The organism is Castellaniella sp. MT123 (genome assembly GCF_039614765.1).
Taxonomy (GTDB): Bacteria; Pseudomonadota; Gammaproteobacteria; order Burkholderiales; family Burkholderiaceae_B; genus Castellaniella.
Window position 1 is genome coordinate 653,423 of the sequence record NZ_CP154879.1, and the last position, 17,952, is coordinate 671,374.

General features: G+C 67.1%; 11 protein-coding genes and 1 pseudogene. 8 read left to right on the plus strand and 4 right to left on the minus strand.

The genetic code is table 11. The features are described from left to right. Nucleotides 1-5: 5 nt before the first annotated feature. Both ABCV34_RS02935 and ABCV34_RS02940 read right to left on the minus strand, forming a co-directional pair. The gene (locus ABCV34_RS02935; RefSeq protein ID WP_345797762.1) at nucleotides 6-962 is read right to left on the minus strand and encodes a c-type cytochrome; all 957 of its coding nucleotides are present in this window, start codon (nucleotides 960-962) and stop codon (nucleotides 6-8) included. Then, entirely contained in the window at nucleotides 959-1,609 is a 651-nt protein-coding gene (locus tag ABCV34_RS02940) for a c-type cytochrome (RefSeq protein ID WP_345797763.1), read from the minus strand. The genes ABCV34_RS02935 and ABCV34_RS02940 overlap by 4 nt, the downstream gene beginning before the upstream one ends. Nucleotides 1,610-1,790: 181 nt before the next feature. Here ABCV34_RS02940 and ABCV34_RS02945 point away from each other — a divergent pair, with 181 nt between their 5' ends. Further along, entirely contained in the window at nucleotides 1,791-2,273 is a 483-nt protein-coding gene (locus ABCV34_RS02945) for a C40 family peptidase (RefSeq protein ID WP_345797764.1), read from the plus strand. A gap of 143 nt (nucleotides 2,274-2,416) precedes the next feature. Here ABCV34_RS02945 and ABCV34_RS02950 read toward each other — a convergent pair whose 3' ends face one another. Both ABCV34_RS02950 and ABCV34_RS02955 read right to left on the minus strand, forming a co-directional pair. Beyond that, nucleotides 2,417-2,908 carry a Spy/CpxP family protein refolding chaperone gene (locus ABCV34_RS02950; protein ID WP_345797765.1) on the minus strand — a complete coding sequence of 164 codons (492 nt, stop codon included), beginning with the start codon at nucleotides 2,906-2,908 and terminating at the stop codon, nucleotides 2,417-2,419. A gap of 122 nt (nucleotides 2,909-3,030) precedes the next feature. Further along, nucleotides 3,031-3,819 carry a YggS family pyridoxal phosphate-dependent enzyme gene (locus tag ABCV34_RS02955; protein ID WP_345797766.1) on the minus strand — a complete coding sequence of 263 codons (789 nt, stop codon included), beginning with the start codon at nucleotides 3,817-3,819 and terminating at the stop codon, nucleotides 3,031-3,033. Nucleotides 3,820-3,897: 78 nt separating this feature from the next. On the opposite strand from ABCV34_RS02955, the gene recC reads away from it, so the two are divergent. The 7 genes and pseudogenes from recC to tadA all read left to right on the plus strand — a co-directional run. Beyond that, the gene (recC, locus tag ABCV34_RS02960) at nucleotides 3,898-7,431 is read left to right on the plus strand and encodes an exodeoxyribonuclease V subunit gamma (RefSeq protein WP_345797767.1); all 3,534 of its coding nucleotides are present in this window, start codon (nucleotides 3,898-3,900) and stop codon (nucleotides 7,429-7,431) included. A 14-nt stretch (nucleotides 7,432-7,445) separates the two neighbouring features. After that, nucleotides 7,446-11,135 carry an exodeoxyribonuclease V subunit beta gene (gene recB, locus ABCV34_RS02965; RefSeq protein WP_345797768.1) on the plus strand — a complete coding sequence of 1,230 codons (3,690 nt, stop codon included), beginning with the start codon at nucleotides 7,446-7,448 and terminating at the stop codon, nucleotides 11,133-11,135. Beyond that, entirely contained in the window at nucleotides 11,128-13,248 is a 2,121-nt protein-coding gene (gene recD, locus ABCV34_RS02970) for an exodeoxyribonuclease V subunit alpha (RefSeq protein ID WP_345797769.1), read from the plus strand. The genes recB and recD overlap by 8 nt, the downstream gene beginning before the upstream one ends. 73 nt (nucleotides 13,249-13,321) lie before the next feature. Continuing rightward, the gene (locus ABCV34_RS02975; protein ID WP_345797770.1) at nucleotides 13,322-14,968 is read left to right on the plus strand and encodes an acyl-CoA synthetase; all 1,647 of its coding nucleotides are present in this window, start codon (nucleotides 13,322-13,324) and stop codon (nucleotides 14,966-14,968) included. Beyond that, a complete protein-coding gene (locus ABCV34_RS02980) occupies nucleotides 14,965-16,479 on the plus strand; it encodes an NAD(P)H-hydrate dehydratase (protein ID WP_345797771.1) in 1,515 nt (504 codons plus the stop codon). The genes ABCV34_RS02975 and ABCV34_RS02980 overlap by 4 nt, the downstream gene beginning before the upstream one ends. Beyond that, complete coding sequence (locus ABCV34_RS02985; protein ID WP_345797772.1) at nucleotides 16,472-17,320, plus strand: HAD family hydrolase; 849 nt, start codon at nucleotides 16,472-16,474, stop codon at nucleotides 17,318-17,320. The genes ABCV34_RS02980 and ABCV34_RS02985 overlap by 8 nt, the downstream gene beginning before the upstream one ends. Beyond that, a pseudogene (gene tadA / locus ABCV34_RS02990) lies at nucleotides 17,232-17,864 on the plus strand (tRNA adenosine(34) deaminase TadA); the annotation flags it as partial. The gene ABCV34_RS02985 and the pseudogene tadA, both read left to right, overlap by 89 nt. Nucleotides 17,865-17,952 lie beyond the last annotated feature (88 nt).

Sequence of the window (17,952 nt, forward strand, 5' to 3'; positions counted from 1 at the left end):
CGCGCTTATTGCGTGGATTTCGCGGGTGCGTGGCCGGTCAGACGCCCACCTGCCGGGGGCGAGTCCGCACCCAGGACCTTGCCGTTGATCTCGCGGCCGTACAGGTCGTTCTTCCCGCCGTGGTGTTCCTTGATCGTGGCCTGCAGGTCGCCCGCATAACGGGGGTCTTGGGGACGGTCGTGTCCGTCCATGTAGTAGGCCACATCCCAGGATTCCTGTTCGGTGAGGGTGCCGCCACGGCTCAGGGGCATGTTGGCGTGTATGAAGGCCGCCGCCGTGCTGACGGAATGCATGCCCGCGCCCCAGTTGAATGAATCATCACCCCACAGCGCCGGAAAGACCATGCGGCCGGTGGCATCGTGCTGGCCCTGGCCCTGGGCGCCATGGCACAGCGTGCAGTGCTGCTCGAATACCTTCTGGCCGCGGACGTAATCCGGTTCCTGGGCGGGCTTGGGCAGTGCGGGAAAGCCCTGTCCGGCCAGCTTGACGCCGGTGGGGGCGCCCTTGGCCATCCAGTACATATAGCTTTCCAGATCGACGATCGTCTGGCTGTCGGCCGCCGGCCTCTTGCCGTTCATGCTGAACTGGAAGCAGCCCTGCAGGCGTTCGGCCAACGTGTTCACGTGGCCGTTCTTGGCCCGGTAGGCGGGATACAGGACATAGGCCGCCCACATTGGCGAGGCACCCGGCTGGCGTCCAGCGTCCATGTGGCAACTGGCGCAGTTCAGGGAATTGCCCGCGTATTGCGAAGCGAATTTCCCTGTGTGCAGGAAGATGTCCTGGCCGCGTCGCACGGCATCGCCGAATGGCCCTTCTGGGATCGCGTCGGCGGGCGGTGGCGTGAACTGGGGGGCGCCTGCCGCCTTGGCCGCCGCAGGTTGAGCCGGCTGGGCTTGCTGCGCCAGCGCCGAGCCGCAGGCCAATGCGCTGACGGCCCAGATGCAGAAGGGGATCAGTTTCATGGTGTGGCTCCGGATGCCTGGGGGACCGCCGCCTGGGGCAGGCCGGCGAAATAGGTGGCGACGGCCTCGATCTGAGGTTCCGCCAGTCGTTTGGCGATGTTTCCCATCACTTGACCGGGCCCGGCGGGCCGCTGGTCATGGCGCCACAGATTGAACTGTTCGATGATGTAGGTCTTGCTCAGGCCGGCAATGGCCGGAAACTGGCTGCCGACCCCGATGCCGCCGGCCGCGTGGCACTGGGTACAGGCTGGCACCTGCTTCGACCAGTCGCCCCGGTTGGCCAGCCAGGCGCCGGTGTCCTTGCCGTCGGGGTAGGTCTGGGCCTTGGCCGCCAATTGTGCCGCGTTCCAGGGGCGGGGCAGGGACGCTGCATAGGTGGCAACCGCGTGACGCTGGGGTTCGGACAACGCGGAGGCGATGGGTTTCATGATCGGGTTCTGGCGGCTGCCATCGGCCAGAGCCTTCAGTTGTTCCTCCAGATAGGCGCCACCCTGGCCGGCCAGGTAGGGGAAATTGGCGGCGGCCGAGCCTTCGCCCCGTGCGCCATGACAGGTGACACAGGCGGGGGTGCCAGACACGCCCTGGGTGTAGATCTGCTTGCCCTGATCCAGCAGCGCGTCGGCCTGTGCGGTGGACAACGCCAACAAAGTCAGGCACCCTGCCAGCAATGGTCCCCATCGGAGGCCGCGCGTTGGTGTTCTGTTCCGCTTCATTCGTCTCCCCGGATGTTGATTGAATTGAATATATCTCGACAGTATAAGCATGGTTATTTTAGTTATTAAGCTAATTGACGCCAGCTTTGGCGCCCGTTTTCGGACCTGGGCTGTCTTGCGCAATGCGCTCGTTGGCGGCTTGTGCGTGCTGCTGGCCGCGTGCGCGGGCCCGTCAGGGTCGCGGCGGACCGAGGCCAGGATCCAGCCGATCGACCCCGCGCAGCGCACGGAGGTGGTGATGACGGCGCTCAGCCTGCTGGATACGCAGTACCGCTACGGCAGCGCCCGCCCCGTGCGGGGATTCGATTGCAGCGGGCTGGTGAAGTATGTGTTCGCGACGGCCACGCACACGGCGCTGCCGCACAATACCGATGACATCGCGCGTCTGAGCCGACCAGTGTCCCGCAGGGCCCTGCAGCCGGGGGACCTGGTGTTCTTCGATACCCTGAATCAGCCCAATTCACACATGGGCATCTATCTGGGCGATGGCCGCTTCATCAACGCGCCATCCACCGGGGGCCAGGTACGTATCGATTCGCTCGACAGTCCCTATTACCGGCGGCATTTCCAGTCGGTGGGCACGTTGTTTGCACGGTGAGCGCGCCGGCTCATCAGGAGCGTGGATGTGGTTGTCTGGCTCGGGATCGAGACGCCACCGCCTGAACGGCTCTGGCGGGCGGTTCAGGCGGTGGGTTTGAAGTGAAAAAGGGTCTGATGGCATCGCCATCAAGTGATGGGCGATCAGGGTTTCATCGGGCCTTTCATGTTGCCCTTGAGTCCACGCTGTTCGTGCCGTTCAGCCAGCTTCTGCCGCTGTTCGGGTGTCAGGACGGCGCGAACCTGGGCCATGGTCTGGGCGCGCAGCAGGGCCAGCTGACCCTGGGCCTGACCCAGTGTGTCGGCGGCTTGCTTGGCCTTGGCCTGATCGAAACTGTCGGCCTGGGTCAGTTCGCGCAGATTGCCGGCGGCTTCCTTCAGGGCCTTTTTCTGGTCGTAGACGGCCTGTTCCTGGTCGTGACGGATCTTGAAGATCTGATCCTGTTGCGCCTGGGTCAGATCCAGGCCGCGCATCCAACGGTCGCCATGGTGGTCATTGTCGTGACCAGCCTTCTGCGATGCGTGTTCCCCCCACTGTCCCTGCGGACCGGAGGCCGCTGTGGCGGCCAGCGGGGCGGCGACGATGGTGGCGGCCAGCGCCAGGGCGGAGAGCGTGCGGATCGGCGTGAAAGTCATGGTGTCTGTCCTTCTGATTCGACCGCACCCCGGTGGTGCGGCAATGAAGACAGGTTAAGCGTCGACTGCGGCGTAAAAATGGAACCATTGTGAAGAAAACGTGGATCTTGTTAGATCGTTCTTCAGGGCTTCCCGGCGGTGCCCTCTGGCCAGTAATAGCTGTCGGGCAGGGTGCGCGATCCGAAAATCGCCTGGCCAACGCGCACGGTGGTGGCGCCTTCCTCGATGGCCCATTCGAAGTCCCCCGACATGCCCATGGACAGTTCGGCGAAGGCGTCTCCCTGGGGGGCTTCCTGGCGCAGCTGATCCCGCAGGGACCTGAGCAGCACGAAGCAGGGCCTGACGTGATTTTCGTCCGAGGAAAACAGGGCCAGCGTCATCAGGCCGCGCACGCGCAGCGCGCCGTAGGCGGGCAGGGCGCGCGCGAAATCCAGCACCTGGTCGGGCGCCAGCCCGAATTTGCTGTCCTCGCCCGACGTGTTCACCTGGACGAGGACATCCAGGCTGCGACCTTCTTCTTGTAGCCGCCGGTCCAGCGCCTCGGCCACCCGGAGATTGTCCAGCGCCTGGAATTCCTGCGCGAAGCGGGCGACGAATTTGGCCTTGTTGGTCTGCAGGTGACCGATGATGGCCCAGTGCAGATCTGTCAGGTCGGCCATGGTTTCCCATTTGCCGTAGGCTTCCTGGACCTTGTTTTCCCCCAGCAGCCGACAGCCGGCGGCGTAGGCCATCCGGATGCGGGACTCGTCAACGGTTTTGCTGACGGGCAGCAGACGTACTGTCGACGGATCGCGGTCGGCCCGCGCGCAGGCCGCCTGGATGCGGTGCCGGATGTCGGCCAGGTTGGCCTGGATTTCCGCCTGGGACGATGCGGTCTGATAAGCCGGACGGATCGGGGGAACAGCGCTCATGGACAGTCTCGGGTGATGCGACGTAAGGGGATTGTAAAATGCCTTTTGTCATGCTGCTTTGAAAACGGGGAAGGGCGGATGCGCGAAGAAGGGTCGGAACTGACGCCGGGACTGGTGCTGGTGCATGGCAATCGCGCCGAGCAGCTGCGCGAGGTTCTGGTCGCCTGGATGGGCCACGACCCGCTGGCACCGCTGGAAAACGAGTCCCTGCTGGTGCACAGCAACGGTATCGCCCAGTGGCTGCGCTTGGCGTTGGCGCAGGACTTGAATGGCGGCATCGCCGCCGCGCTGGATTTCCTGCTGCCGTCGCGCTTCATGTGGCAGGCGTATCGCAGTGTCCTGGGGGCCGATGCCGTGCCCGAGGACTCCCCGCTGGACAAGAACGCCCTGGTCTGGCGCCTGATGCGCCTGCTGCCTGATCTGCTCGACCGGCCGGACTATGCCGTCCTGCAGCGATTTCTGGCCGATGATGCCGACGTGCGCAAGCGCTACCAGCTGGCCTGCCGGCTGGCGGATTTGTTCGATCAGTACCAGGTCTATCGCGCCGACTGGCTGCAGGCCTGGTCCCAGGGCGAGGCCGTGCTGAGCGATGGCCGGGGGCCTGTGCGGGAACTGCCAGATACCCAGGCCTGGCAGGCACACCTGTGGCGCGCCTTGCTCGACGACCTGGGAGGGGGGGCCGCGCCGGTCGGCCGCGCGGCGATCCACGAAGCCTTCATGACCAGGGTGCTGGATCCGGGCATGCAGGTCCGGCCGGCGGGTCTGCCGCGCCGCATCCTGGTGTTCGGCATTTCCGCCATGCCGCGCCAGACCTTCGAGGCGCTGGCCTCGCTGTCGCGCTGGGTGCAGATTCTGGTTTGCGTGCACAATCCCTGCGCGCATTACTGGGCCGACATCCAGGGGGACCGGGATCTGCTGCGCGCGCGCTTCCGGCGCCAGGCGCGCCGCCCCGGCATGGCCGATGTGCTGGACGACACAGCGCTGCATCAGCAGACGCACCCACTGTTGGCATCCTGGGGGCGCCAGGGCCGCGACTACATCGGCATGCTGGACGATTTCGACGACCCGGCCCAGCGTAGCCGCTGGGTACCGCATTTCGATGCCCTGCACCGGCGTATCGACGCCTTCCAGGACCTGCCGGGCGACACCCTGCTGGAACAGCTGCAGGACGATATCCGCGACTTGCGCCCCCTGTCCGAGACGCGGGATCTCTGGCCGGCGGTGGATCTCGGGCAGGACGCCTCGATCCGCTTCCTGGTCGCCCACAGCGTCCAGCGCGAGGTCGAGATCCTGCAGGATCAGTTGCTGGCCGCCTTCGAGGCCGACCCTTCGCTGCAGCCGCGCGACGTGATCGTCATGGTGCCCGACATCGAAATCTACGCGCCGCACATCCAGGCGGTATTCGGCCTGTACGGGCCGCGCGATAGGCGCCACATCCCGTATGCCCTGGCTGACCGTAGCCAACGGCATGCCGACCCGCTGGTCATCGTGCTCGAGCAGTTGCTGACATTGCCGCGCCTGCGCCTGGGGCTTGCCGAACTCCTGGAATGGCTGGACGTGCCGGCGCTACGGGCGCGCTTTGGCATCGCGGCCGAAGACCTGCCGCTGCTCCAGACCTGGGCGCGCGACGCACAGGTGCGGTGGGGCCTGCATGCCGGGCATCGAGCGGCCTTCGATCTGGACCAGACCGAACAGGCCGCCCATGCGCATACCTGGCGGTTCGGGCTGCAGCGTATGTTGCTGGGCTACGCCACCGGGCCGGACGCGCCGGCCTGGCAGGGCATCGAACCCTACGACGAACCCGGCGGCCTGCAGGCCGCCGCCCTGGGGGCGCTGGCGCATCTGCTGGATACGGTGGATCGCTATTGGCGCTTGCTGAACGAGCCGGCCGCTCCCCGGCAGTGGGTGGGGTATTTTCAGGCCCTGCTGGACGATTTCTTTCGCCCCCAGACCGATGCGGATGCCCAGACGCTGACCCGGTTTCGTCAGAGCCTGCAGGACTGGCTGCAGGCTTGCGATGCCGCGGGTCTGGCAGAAGCCTTGCCATCCGCGATTGCCGCCGAGCATTGTCTGGCGCAACTGGATCATGGGGGGCTGTCGCAGCGGTTCTTCGCGGGCGCCGTCACCTTCGCGACCCTGATGCCGATGCGGGCGATCCCCTTTCGTCGCGTCTGTCTGCTGGGCATGCACGACGGGGCCTTCCCCCGGGTGCGCGCGCCGTCGGACATGGATCTGATGGCCACCCATCCCCGCTCGGGCGACCGCTCGCGCCGGGAGGACGACCGCTATCTCTTCCTGGAGGCCCTGCTCTCGGCGCGCGACCAGTTCTATGTTTCCTGGGTCGGCCACAGCATCCAGGACAATGCGCAGCAACCGCCATCGGTCCTGGTGGCGCAACTGTGCGAACACCTGGACCGCGGATGGCGCCTGGCCGATGCGGCCGGCACCGTGTCGGCGGCGCTGACTTGCCAGCATCCGCTGCAGCCTTTCAGCCGACGCTACTTTCCTCTGCCATCCGAACCCGGCGATTCGCGCCTGTTCACGTATGCGGCCGAGTGGCGCGCGGCGCGATCGGGCCTGGGGCAGGTCAGGCAGCCAGCCGCGGACGCGGATCCGCTGCCGCCGCTGGTGCTGGAAACCGTCTTGCATCTAGGCCTGCTCAGAGGTTTCCTGCGGCACCCGGTCCAGATGTTCTTCCGGCAGCGCCTGCAGGTCGGTTTCGATGTGGCGGATGCGGATCTGTCCGAAGACGAGCCCTTTGCCCAGAGCGGCCTGACGCGCTGGCAGTTGTGCCAGGAACTGCTGGACGAGGTCGTTCAGGCCGATCCCGGGAACCTGCCTCAGGGGTTGGACACCGGCGACCTCGTCGACGCGCGCTTGCGGCAGATGCTGCGCCGGGGTGCGCTGGTCAGCGGCCCGTTGGGCGAGCGGGCCGCCCGGGAACTGCGCGATGCCGTGCAGCCGCCCCTGGACGAATACGCGGAAGCCTGCGCCCGATGGCCGATCGTCGTGGCCGAGACGCTGCGCATGACGAGCTCCGTCCCGGATGGCCAGGATGGGATGGCGGGCTTCGATGATGCGCTCTCCGGCTGGCGCCGGAATGCCGATGGCGCATGGTGCCGCATCCATCTGCTCGCCAGCGGCCTGATCGACAAGGACAAGCGATATCGCTTCAAGCCCCTGGTGCCGGCGTGGCTGGAGCACGTGGCGGCGCATGTGCATGGCCGGTCTCTGACGACGCAGGTCATCAGCCCCAAGGGTACGATGGTCCTGGCGCCGCTGGACATGGGGGATGCCTTGCGGATCTGGGCGACGCTGTGGGATGCCTGGCGGCAGGGCATGCGTGCCGCCTTGCCCGTCGAGATCGGCGCGGCCAATGCCTGGCTGCGCGCCGGCGCGGCGACCGATCCCGATAGCCCCGCCTGCCAGGCCGCCCGGCAATCCTATGAACAGACCGTGGAACGCGACCTGTATCTGCGGCGTGGCTATCCTGATTTCGATTGTTTGTGCCAGGGGGACGGTTTCTTTCGCTGGGCGCGGATCTTGTACGGCGACTTGTCCACCGCCCTGCCGGCGGACACCAAAAAGCGCGCCGCCCGGGAGGCCTCCTGATGCCGGCCGACAGCATGATCACACCCGATTTCATCCCCCAAGTCGATCCGTTGCGGTTCGAGCTGCGAGGCAGCCATCTGATCGAGGCCAGTGCCGGGACTGGAAAAACCTGGACGATCGCGGCGCTCTATGTGCGGCTCGTCCTCGGCCACGGAGGCCAGCCGCCGCGCCTGCCCTCCCAGATCCTGGTGCTGACCTTCACCGACGCGGCCGCGCAGGAACTGCGGGATCGCATCCGCAGCCGTCTGTCCGAGGCCGCTGTGGGGTTCTCCGCAGCCATCGGCCAGGATGCGCCCGAGCCCTTGCCCGATCCGTTCCTGCAGGATTTACGGGCAGCCCATCCCGCCGAGCGCTGGCCGGCCTGCGCGCGGGTGCTGGATCTGGCGGCCCAGTCCATGGACGAAGCCTCGATTTCCACGATCCACGCCTGGTGCGCCAGGGTGCTGAAGGAACATGCCTTCGATAGCGCCAGTCTGTTTGAGCAGGAACTGCTCACCGATCTGCGGGAATCCCAGCGCCAGGTGGCCTGGGACTACTGGCGCGCCTGCGTGGCACGCCTGCCCGCCGCCGCACTCGATGACGTCCTGGGGATCTGGCCGGGACCGGATGCCCTGGACCAGTCCCTGTCGCGGTTGCTGACTCGTGAAGGGTTGCCGGATATGGGCGAGGATGATCTCGAACAGGTCTGGTCCGCGGCCTCGGCCGAGCGTCGGGCGCAGCTGCTGGCCCTGAAGGCGCCCTGGCCGCAGGCCGTGGACGAACTGCAGGCCTGGCTGGATGCCCAGGGAAACCAGGTGAGCATCCGGGCGGATCACCGTGGTGGCTGGCTGCAGGCGCTGCGCGACTGGGCAGCCAGCCCTGATCTGGAGAAGCCGGCGTTGAGTTCCACCGCCTGGAAGGCGCTTGCGCCCCAGGGACTGGACGAGCGCTGGAAAGGTGCCGGCCCGGCCCCTGAACCGCCAGCGGCCAGCCGGGCTCTGTCGCGGCTGCAGGCGGATCTGGACAGTCTGCCCGCCGTGCGCCTGCCCGTCCAGCGGCATGCGCTGGCCTGGATGGCGGCCCGCCTGCGGCAACTGCTGGCGCGCAAGGCCGCCATGGGGTTCGACGGTTTGCTGACCGGGCTGGATGCCGCCTTGCGGGGGATGCGAGGAGAGCCCCTCATCCGGACGCTGCGCGAACAGTTTCCCGTCGTGCTGATCGACGAATTCCAGGATACGGATCCGGTCCAGTACCGGATCTTCGACCGTATCTACGACGTGGCGGATCCGGCCCCGGAGACGGCCCTGATCTTCATCGGGGACCCGAAGCAGGCGATCTACGGTTTTCGTGGCGCCGATGTGCACACCTACCTGCAGGCGGCGCGTGCCTGCGACGGCCGGGTCCAGACCCTGAACCGGAATCACCGCTCATCGACGGCGCTGGTGCAGGCGGTCAACCATTGTTTCGACCGCCACGAGGCACCCGCCGTATTCCCCACCGGGCTGGCGGATGAAACCATCGCTTTCCATCCCGTGCAGGCGCGTGGCCGTGCCGAGTCCTGGGAGATCGACGGGCAGGCGCCGTCGGCCATGACGGCTCGCTGGATCGATGTGGACCCACCCGACGGAACCCTGACGGTCGATGCCTATTGCGCGCAGGCGGCCGAATGGTGCGCCCGTCAGGTGGCCGATCTGCTGGAACTGGGGCATTGGGGGCGGGCCGGGTTCCGCTCGGATTGCGGGCTGGCCGCGGTACAGCCCGCCGACATGGCGATTCTGGTCAACGGCAAAGATGAGGCCCGGCAAATCCGCGAGGCCCTGAGCCGGCAGGGGGTGCGCAGCGTCTATCTCTCGGATCGGCGGTCAGTCTATGCGTCGGCCGTGGCCCAGGAGCTGGTCTTCATTCTGGCCGCCTGTGTACATCCCGAGGACGAGCAGGCCATCCGCGCTGCGCTGGCGACCCCTTTGCTGGGGCTGGACGTCGCCCGGCTGGCGATGCTGGGGGACGACGAATGGGCCTGGGACGGGCAGGTCGAACGCTTCCAGTCATATCATCAACGCTGGCGGCAGCGGGGCGTCCTGCCGATGCTGCGCCAGCTGTTGCACGATTTCGAGGTCCCCGCCCGTCTGCTGGCCCAAGGCCCGGATGGCGAACGCCTGCTCACCGACTGCCTGCATTTGGCCGAACTGTTGCAGCAGGCGAGCGCTCAGCTCGATGGCGAGCAAGCTGTCCTGCACCATCTGGCGCGCCAGTGCGCCACACCGGATGATGACGCCGATGCGGAGGATGCGCGCCGCCTGCGTCTGGAAAGCGACGAGAATCTGGTACGGGTCATCACCATCCACAAGTCCAAGGGGCTCGAATATCCTCTGGTGTTCCTGCCCTTCATCTGCCGGGGCCGCGCCGCTCGGCTGCAGGATCGCCCCCACCTGCTGACGGTGGATGGCGAGCGCCAGTGGATCATGCAGGCCACCGATGCGCAACGCCGCCAGTTGCTGCAGGAACAGCTGGGCGAGGAGACCCGCAAGCTCTATGTCGCGCTGACCCGCGCCCGGCATGCCGTCTGGCTGGCGCTGGCGGTGCCGGGGAAAGATCGTGTCAGCGGCATTGGCCATGTCCTGGGAGAAGACCTGCGTCTGGCCTGGAGTGATCGGGTCGCCGCCCATCCGGACGAGTTTGCCTGGGACACTTCGCAGCCGGCCGATGCGGCCGGTTCGATCGCAAGGCAGGAGGATATTTCGGACGATACCGCGGACCTGGGGCCCGCCCGACTGCTGGCTGTGCCAGCGGTGCGCCATCCCTGGTGGGTGGCCAGCTATTCCGCCCTGCATCCGACAGACGCCCAGATCGGGGCCGCCGGCTCTCGGGATGCGTCTCCCGAGACGGCGTCCGAAGACGTGTTGCGTGAGGGGCGCCGGGTGGTGGATGTGGCGGGGTGGCCACCGGAACCGGATGTTCCCCTCGCCGCTTCGGACGGTCTTTCGGGCGCCCTGTCCGGACTTCCCCGGGGTAGCGAGACGGGTACCTTCCTGCATGGCCTGCTCGAATGGGCCGCACAGCGGCGCTTCCGCCATCTGGACGGTGCGCGCGACCTGATCGCCCGTCGCTGTGCCGTGCGTGGCTGGGAAGCTCACATCGATACGCTGCACGCCTGGCTGCTGGATTTCGTCCAGACCGCCTGGACCCCCCGGGTGCCGGGCGGCCCGGTGCTGCGGCTGGATCGCCTGCGGGCCAGCTTGCCCGAAATGGAGTTCTGGCTGCCGGTGGAGCAGGTGTGGGTGACGCGGCTGGATCAGTTGATTACACAGGCCACGTTCGATGCGGCCCCCCGTCCCGCGCTGGCCGAAGACAGGCTCAACGGCCTGTTCAAGGGTTTCATCGATCTGTGCTTGCAGGGCGACGACGGGCGCTATTACCTGATCGACTACAAGTCCAACGATCTGGGTGCGCGGCTGTCGGACTATCGCCCTTCGGCGTTGCAGGCGGCCATGTGTGCGGCGCGCTATGACGTGCAACTGGTCATGTACGTCCTGGCGCTGCACCGGCAGTTGCGAACCCGGCTGCCGGATTACGATTACGAACGGGATATGGGCGGGGCGATCTATCTGTTTCTGCGGGGGCGGATGGCACCCGGCCAAGGCCTCCTGTCCCTGCGTCCGCCGCCGTCCCTGATCGAGGATCTGGATGCCTTGTTTGCCGGCCAGGAGGCCGCGGCCCATGACTGAATCCGATCAAACATACGGCGTGTCCGCCACGACGCGGTGGCCTGACTGGCTGCGGTATTCCGACGAAGAGACCTCGCGGGATCTGGATGTCGCCTTTGCCAGGCTGCTGGCGGATCAGGCGCCGCAGGCCGGCGAACCGGCATTGCGTCTGGCGATGCTGTGCAGCGCGCAGCTCGCGCAGGGGCATTCCTGCCTGGACATCCAGCCATGGTACCCGGCCCAGGATGCCAGCCGCGACACGACGGTCTCCAGCATGACAGGCAGCGACGCGGGCGGCATCGTGCGGCCTCGCTGGCTGCCACCCGACCTGGCGGACTGCCTGGCCGCGCTGGCACGGGCGCCGTTCGTCGGTGACGGGTCTGGCGACGAGCCGCTCGTGCTGCACGGAACCCGCCTGTATCTTGCCCGGTACTGGCGCGCCGGCCTGCGGATCCGCCAGACCATCGCGATGCGCCTGTCCGGGCCGTCCGAGGATGCGGCGGATCCGCGACAGGCGCGGGACTGGCTGGATCGTCTGTTTCCGGCGCCGTCGGATATGCTGGACTGGCAAAAGCTGGCCTGCGCCGTGGCGCTGCTGCGGCGCTTCAGCATCGTCACCGGCGGGCCGGGGACGGGCAAGACGACCACCGTGGTGCGCCTGCTGGCGGTGCTGCAGGGGCTGGCCCTTGCACGAGGGCGGGCGCAAGGGCTGCGCATCCGGCTCGCGGCGCCCACCGGCAAGGCGGCCGCGCGGCTCAACGAATCCATCGCCGGCAAACTGCGGGAACTGGCCGACACCGGGGACGATGCTTTGCGGGCGGCGCTGGCCTGTGTGCCTTCCCAGGTCGTCACGCTGCATCGCCTGCTGGGCAGCCGGCCAGGGACGCGTCGCCTGGCCCATGACGCGGGCAGGCCCCTGGATCTGGACGTGCTGGTGATCGACGAAGCGTCGATGATGGACATCGAGATGATGGATGCGGTGCTGGCGGCCCTGCCAGCCGATGCGCGCCTGATCCTGCTGGGGGACAAGGACCAACTGGCTTCCGTCGAAGCCGGCGCGGTGCTGGGCGAACTATGCGCCCGGGCCGAGGGTGGGCATTACTGGATGCGCACCTGCGAGCAGCTGGCCGCCCTGTCCGGACAGGATCTGCGGGCTGCGGCGCGGGACCCCGCGCTCAGCGGTGTGGAGGCCGGCCTCGCCCACTGGCCGGATGACGCGGGTACGGAACTGGATCAGGCAGTGGTGATGTTGCGCCGCAGCATGCGTTTCGGACCCGACAGCGGCATCGGGCAGTTTGCCACGGCCGTCAATCGCGGGCGGATGCCAACCGTGCGAGAACTCCTCGACAAACCGCCGGCCGATCTGCGTTGCATCCGGCATGCCGGTTCGGCAGCCAGCCATCCTGCTGACGTGGCTGGCTTCAGCGCAGAGGTGGGCCTCGCCGCTGTCGGCGAGCGAGAGGACTGGCTGACCGAGTCCGGCGTTCTTGGCACGACCGGATACCCGGCGCTGTTTACCCTGATCAAAAACCAACGCCCGCCGCGCGAGGCGCCGATGAGTCGCTGGGATGCCTGGGCCCTGTCGATCCTGGCACAACAGACCCGTTTTCAGGTGCTGTGCGCGGTGCGCGAAGGGCCTTGGGGTGTGCAGGGTCTCAATCAGCGGATCGAATCCCGTCTGCGGGCGGCCGGTCTCGTGCTGGCCGGACCCAACGCCTGGTATGCGGGAAGGCCTGTCCTGGTGCGGCGCAATCTGCCCGTCCTGGGCCTGGCCAACGGCGACATCGGTGTGGCGCTACCCGTGCCCGATCCGGGGCGGGCCGATGGCTGGACACTGCGCGTGGCTTTCGCGGGCGCGGCCCAGGGGGCAGTGCGCTGGGTGTCTCCGGCGCGCCTGCCAGCCATCGAGACCGTGTATGCGCTGACCGTACACAAGTCCCAGGGTTCGGAATTCGACCAGGTCGTGCTGGTGCTGCCCGACGTGCCAGGGCCGTTGGTGACGCGGGAACTGCTCTATACCGGTGTCACCCGTGCCCGCCGGTCCCTGGCGTTGGTGCTGCCGGGCGGTGACGCGGTCCTGCGGCATGCCGTCCTGCATCCCACCCGGAGGGCGGGTGGCGTCTGGAACCCCTGACGGGTTTGCGCCAGCGCAGGGCGCAGTTCAGTCCCGCGCCGCTAAAATGGATTTCAGTTCAGAAGGAGACACCATGACCTCGATGTACGATCAGGATCTGCCCCAGACGTCCGCCAATTTCGCACCGTTGACGCCCTTGCTCTATCTCGAGCGGGCCGCCGATGTCTATCCGTACCGCCTGGCGGTGGCGCATGGTTTGGGCGATGCGGCCATCCGTTTCAGTTGGGCGGATCTGTACCAACGCTGCCGGCGTCTGGCCAGTGCACTGACTACCCGTGGGATCGGCCGGGGTGATACGGTGGCCGTGATGCTGCCCAACACCCCGGCGATGGTCGAGGCGCATTTCGGCATCCCCATGAGCGGCGCCGTGCTGAACACCCTGAACACCCGGCTGGATGCCGCCACGCTGGCCTTCATGCTGGACCACGGTGAAGCCCGCGTCGTGATCGTCGACCGCGAGTTTTCCCGGGTCATGCGCGAAGCCCTGGCACTGCGCACGCGGGCCGAGCCGATCCTGGTCGTGGACGTGAATGACCCTCTGTACGACGGCCCCGGCGAAGCCATCGGCACACTGGACTACGAGGCCCTGCTGGCGCAGGGTGATCCTGACTTTGCCTGGGTCATGCCGCAGTCCGAATGGGATGCGATTTCCCTGAACTACACCAGCGGCACCACCGGCAACCCGAAGGGCGTCGTCTATCATCACCGGGGCGCCGCCATCAATGCCGTCTCCAACATCCTGGAATGGGACATGCCCAAGCACGCGGTCTATCTGTGGACGCTGCCCATGTTCCATTGCAATGGCTGGTGCTTTCCCTGGACCGTCGCGGCGCGCGCCGGCGTCAATGTGTGCCTGCGACGGGTGGACGCCGGTGCCATGATCGATCTCATGGTGGAACACGGCGTCACGCACTACTGCGGCGCACCGATCGTGCAGAGCATGCTGGTCAACGCGCCGCAGGCGGTGCGCGAGCGGATTCCGGCCGGCATCAGTGCCATGGTCGCAGGCGCCGCCCCGCCGGCGTCGATCATCGAAGGCATGGAATCCATTGGCGTTGACCTGACTCACGTCTATGGCCTGACCGAGGTTTACGGACCCGCCACGGTCTGCGCCAAACATGCCGCCTGGGACGCGCTGGACATCGGCGAGCGGGCGCGCCTGAACGCACGCCAGGGGGTGCGGTATCACCTGGAGAAATCCGCAGCGGTGCTCGACCCGGCGTCCATGCAGCCGGTTCCGGCCGACGGACAAACCATGGGCGAGATCATGTTCCAGGGGAACATCTGCATGAAGGGCTATCTGAAGAACCCCCAAGCCACCCAGGAAGCCTTCGCGGGCGGCTGGTTCCATAGCGGCGATCTGGCCGTCATGGATCCGGACGGTTATATCAAGATCAAGGACCGATCGAAGGACATCATCATTTCCGGCGGTGAAAACATCTCTTCGATCGAGGTCGAGGACGTACTGTATCGCCATCCGGCGGTGTTGGCCGCTGCCGTCGTGGCGCGGCCCGACGAGCGCTGGGGCGAAACACCCTGCGCCTTCATCGAACTCAAGGCCGATTCGCAGGTGACGGCCGAGGACATCATCGCGCATTGCAAGGCGCATCTGGCGGGCTTCAAGGTCCCGCGCCGCGTCATTTTCGGCGAGCTGCCGAAAACGTCGACGGGCAAGATCCAGAAGTTCGAGCTGCGTCAGCGAGCGGCCGAGGCGGAATGAATCCGCTATCCGAGGCGCCCTGCGATGCGCACGTGCTGCTCGACCCGGCGCAGATGGCCCGGGCCGACCGGGCGGCGATCGCCTCGGGAGTGACCGGTGTGCGACTCATGGCGGCAGCAGGCGCCGCCGTCGCGCGTGCCATCCGCGAGCGCTGGTCACCAAGGCCAACCGTCATTCTGTGCGGTCCGGGCAATAACGGCGGTGATGGGTTTATCGTTGCCCATCTGCTGCGTGCGGCCGGCTGGTCCGTGCGTGTGGCACTGTGGGGGAATCGCGCCGATCTGCGTTGCGACGCCGCCCGTGCGGCGCAGGAATGGGGTGGTCCCATCGAGACCGCCGACGCGAAATCCCCGCAGGGGGCGGCGCTGATCATTGATGGCCTGCTGGGAGCGGGCCTCAGCCGCGCGCCGGCAGGTGCGCTGCAAGCGCTGATCCAGGCCATCAATGCGACCGGTGTACCGGTCTGCGCCATCGATGTGCCTACGGGGCTGGACGGTGCGACCGGCCAGAGCCCAGGGGCGGCGATCCAGGCCGATCTGACGGTCACCTTCTTTCGCCGCAAGCCCGGGCACCTGCTGCTGCCGGGGCGCCTGCTGTGCGGCGAACTACGGTGCGCCGACATCGGAATCCCGGCCTCGGTGCTGGGGCCGATCGCGTCGCAGACCTGGATCAATGATCCGGACCTGTGGCAGTCGCTCTTTCCCTGGCCGCGCACCGGTGACCACAAATATCGGCGTGGACACGTCCTGGTGGTCGGTGGGGGTGTCATGCTGGGAGCCAGTCGCCTGGCCTGTCTGGCGGCGGCCCGCATCGGGGCCGGATTGGTGACGCTGGCCGTGCCACCCTCCGCCTGGGCGATCCAGGCGGGCGCACTGACGTCCGTCATGGTCGAATCCCTGCCCAACGATGGGGGGCTGGCTGACGCCCTGACCGATGCGCGCCGCAACGTCTTGCTGATCGGCCCCGGGTTGGGCCGTTCTCCGGTCGCGCAGCGTCAGGTGCTGGACTTGCTGGCCAGCGGGCGGCCTTGCGTGCTGGATGCCGATGCGCTCAGCGCCTTTGGCGACCGGCCCGATACGCTGCTGGACAGGCTGCATGCGCAGTGCGTGCTGACACCGCACGAGGGCGAATTTGCCCGCCTGTTCAGCCTGGATGGCGATAAACTGCGGCGTGCACGGGCTGCGGCCCAACGCAGCGGTGCGGTGATCGTCCTGAAAGGCGCGGATACCGTGATCGCGGCGCCGGATGGGCGCTGCGTCATCAATGACAATGCGCCGCCGACACTGGCCACCGCCGGGGCGGGGGACGTGCTGGCGGGCTGCATCGCCGGTCTGCTGGCGGGCGGCATGCCGGTCTTTGAGGCCGCCTGCGCCGCAGTCTGGCTGCATGGTCTGGCGGCCGATCGCCTGGGCTGGGGCCTGCTGGCGGAGGATCTGCCCGGCGCCTTGCCCGGCGCGCTGGAATCCCTGGCGCGCCTGGACGAACACAGAATGGATAGCACGCATGGCTGATGTCATCGCACTGGTCTTCGATTTCGACGATACACTCGCGCCAGACAGCACCTCCGGGTTTCTGCAGGAGATCGGCGTGGATCCGGACGCATTCTGGCGCGATCAGGTCGGACCTCTGCTGGATCATGAAGACTGGGATCCGGTGCCAGCCTACCTGTATCACATGCTGGAACTCTCGCGTTCCGGCGGGTATGGCCGCATTACCCGGGAACGCCTCCAGGACTGGGGGCGCCGCCTGCCGCTGCATGATGGGGTGGATACGCTTTTCGATCGGTTGCGGGCCAGCTTGCGCCAGGCGCATCCGACCGTCCAGCTGGAGTTCTATCTGATCTCCAGCGGGATCGGTGACGTCCTGCGAGGCACTCCGATCGCCGAGCAGTTCTCCGACATCTGGGCTTCGGAATTTCATTACGATGCGACCGGCGCGATCGATTTCCCCCGGCGCGTGGTCAGCTTCACCGACAAGACCCGGTATCTGTTCCATATCCAGAAGGGCATCATCGGCCCCGAATCCCGCAACAAGCCCTTCGAGGTCAACCGCAAGGTGGCCGCCGACAAGCTGAGGGTGCCGTTCGAACAGATGATCTTTGTGGGCGACGGCTATACCGACATCCCCTGTTTCTCCCTGATCCGCCGGTCGGGCGGCGTCGCTTTCGGGGTCTGGGATGCGCGCCACAAGGAAAAGCGCAGCCGGGCCTGGGGCTTCATCGAGGATGGCCGGGTCTCGAACCTGAATCAGGCGCGCTTTGATGATGCCGCCGAACTCTATCCCTTGCTCGAGGCCGCCGTGGAAAGCCTGGCCTCGAAGATCATCCTCAAGACGCGGACTTACGGTGGCTAGGAAATCCGCAATCACTGCGATCGCATCGGATCGATCCGTCGACCAGGCTTCCGTTGCTCATCCGCTGGCGGGGCACCGTCATGCGACCGGAGGCGAAGGGGCACTGGACGATGATCAGGCCATGGCGCTCGCACTGGAACAGGCCCGGCTGGCTGCCAGCCTCGACGAGGTCCCTGTCGGGGCGGTAGTACTGGATGCGCGCGGGTGCGTGCTTGCCACCGGGCACAATCGCACGATCCTGGACCGGGACCCTACCGCGCATGCCGAGATCGTTGCCTTGCGCGCCGCCGCCCGGCTGCTGGACAATTACCGCCTGACCGGCGCGCGCCTGTATGTCACGCTGGAACCCTGCGCTATGTGTCTGGGCGCCATGTTCCATGCCCGCCTGACCGAAATCGTCTACGGCGCCCCCGACCCCAAGACCGGCGCCTGCGGCGGCGTGGTGGATCTCAGCGGCCAGACGCGATTGAACCACCACGCCACGGTGCGCGGCGGCATCCGCGCGGAGGAGGGCGGCGCGCTACTGCGTGCGTTCTTTCGCGCGCGGCGCGTGGCGGCGCGCCAGCCGCTACCGGGACCGTCCTCGGCAATGACGGGAGGCCTGGATCTGTCCGGTTCTTTGCCGGGGCTTG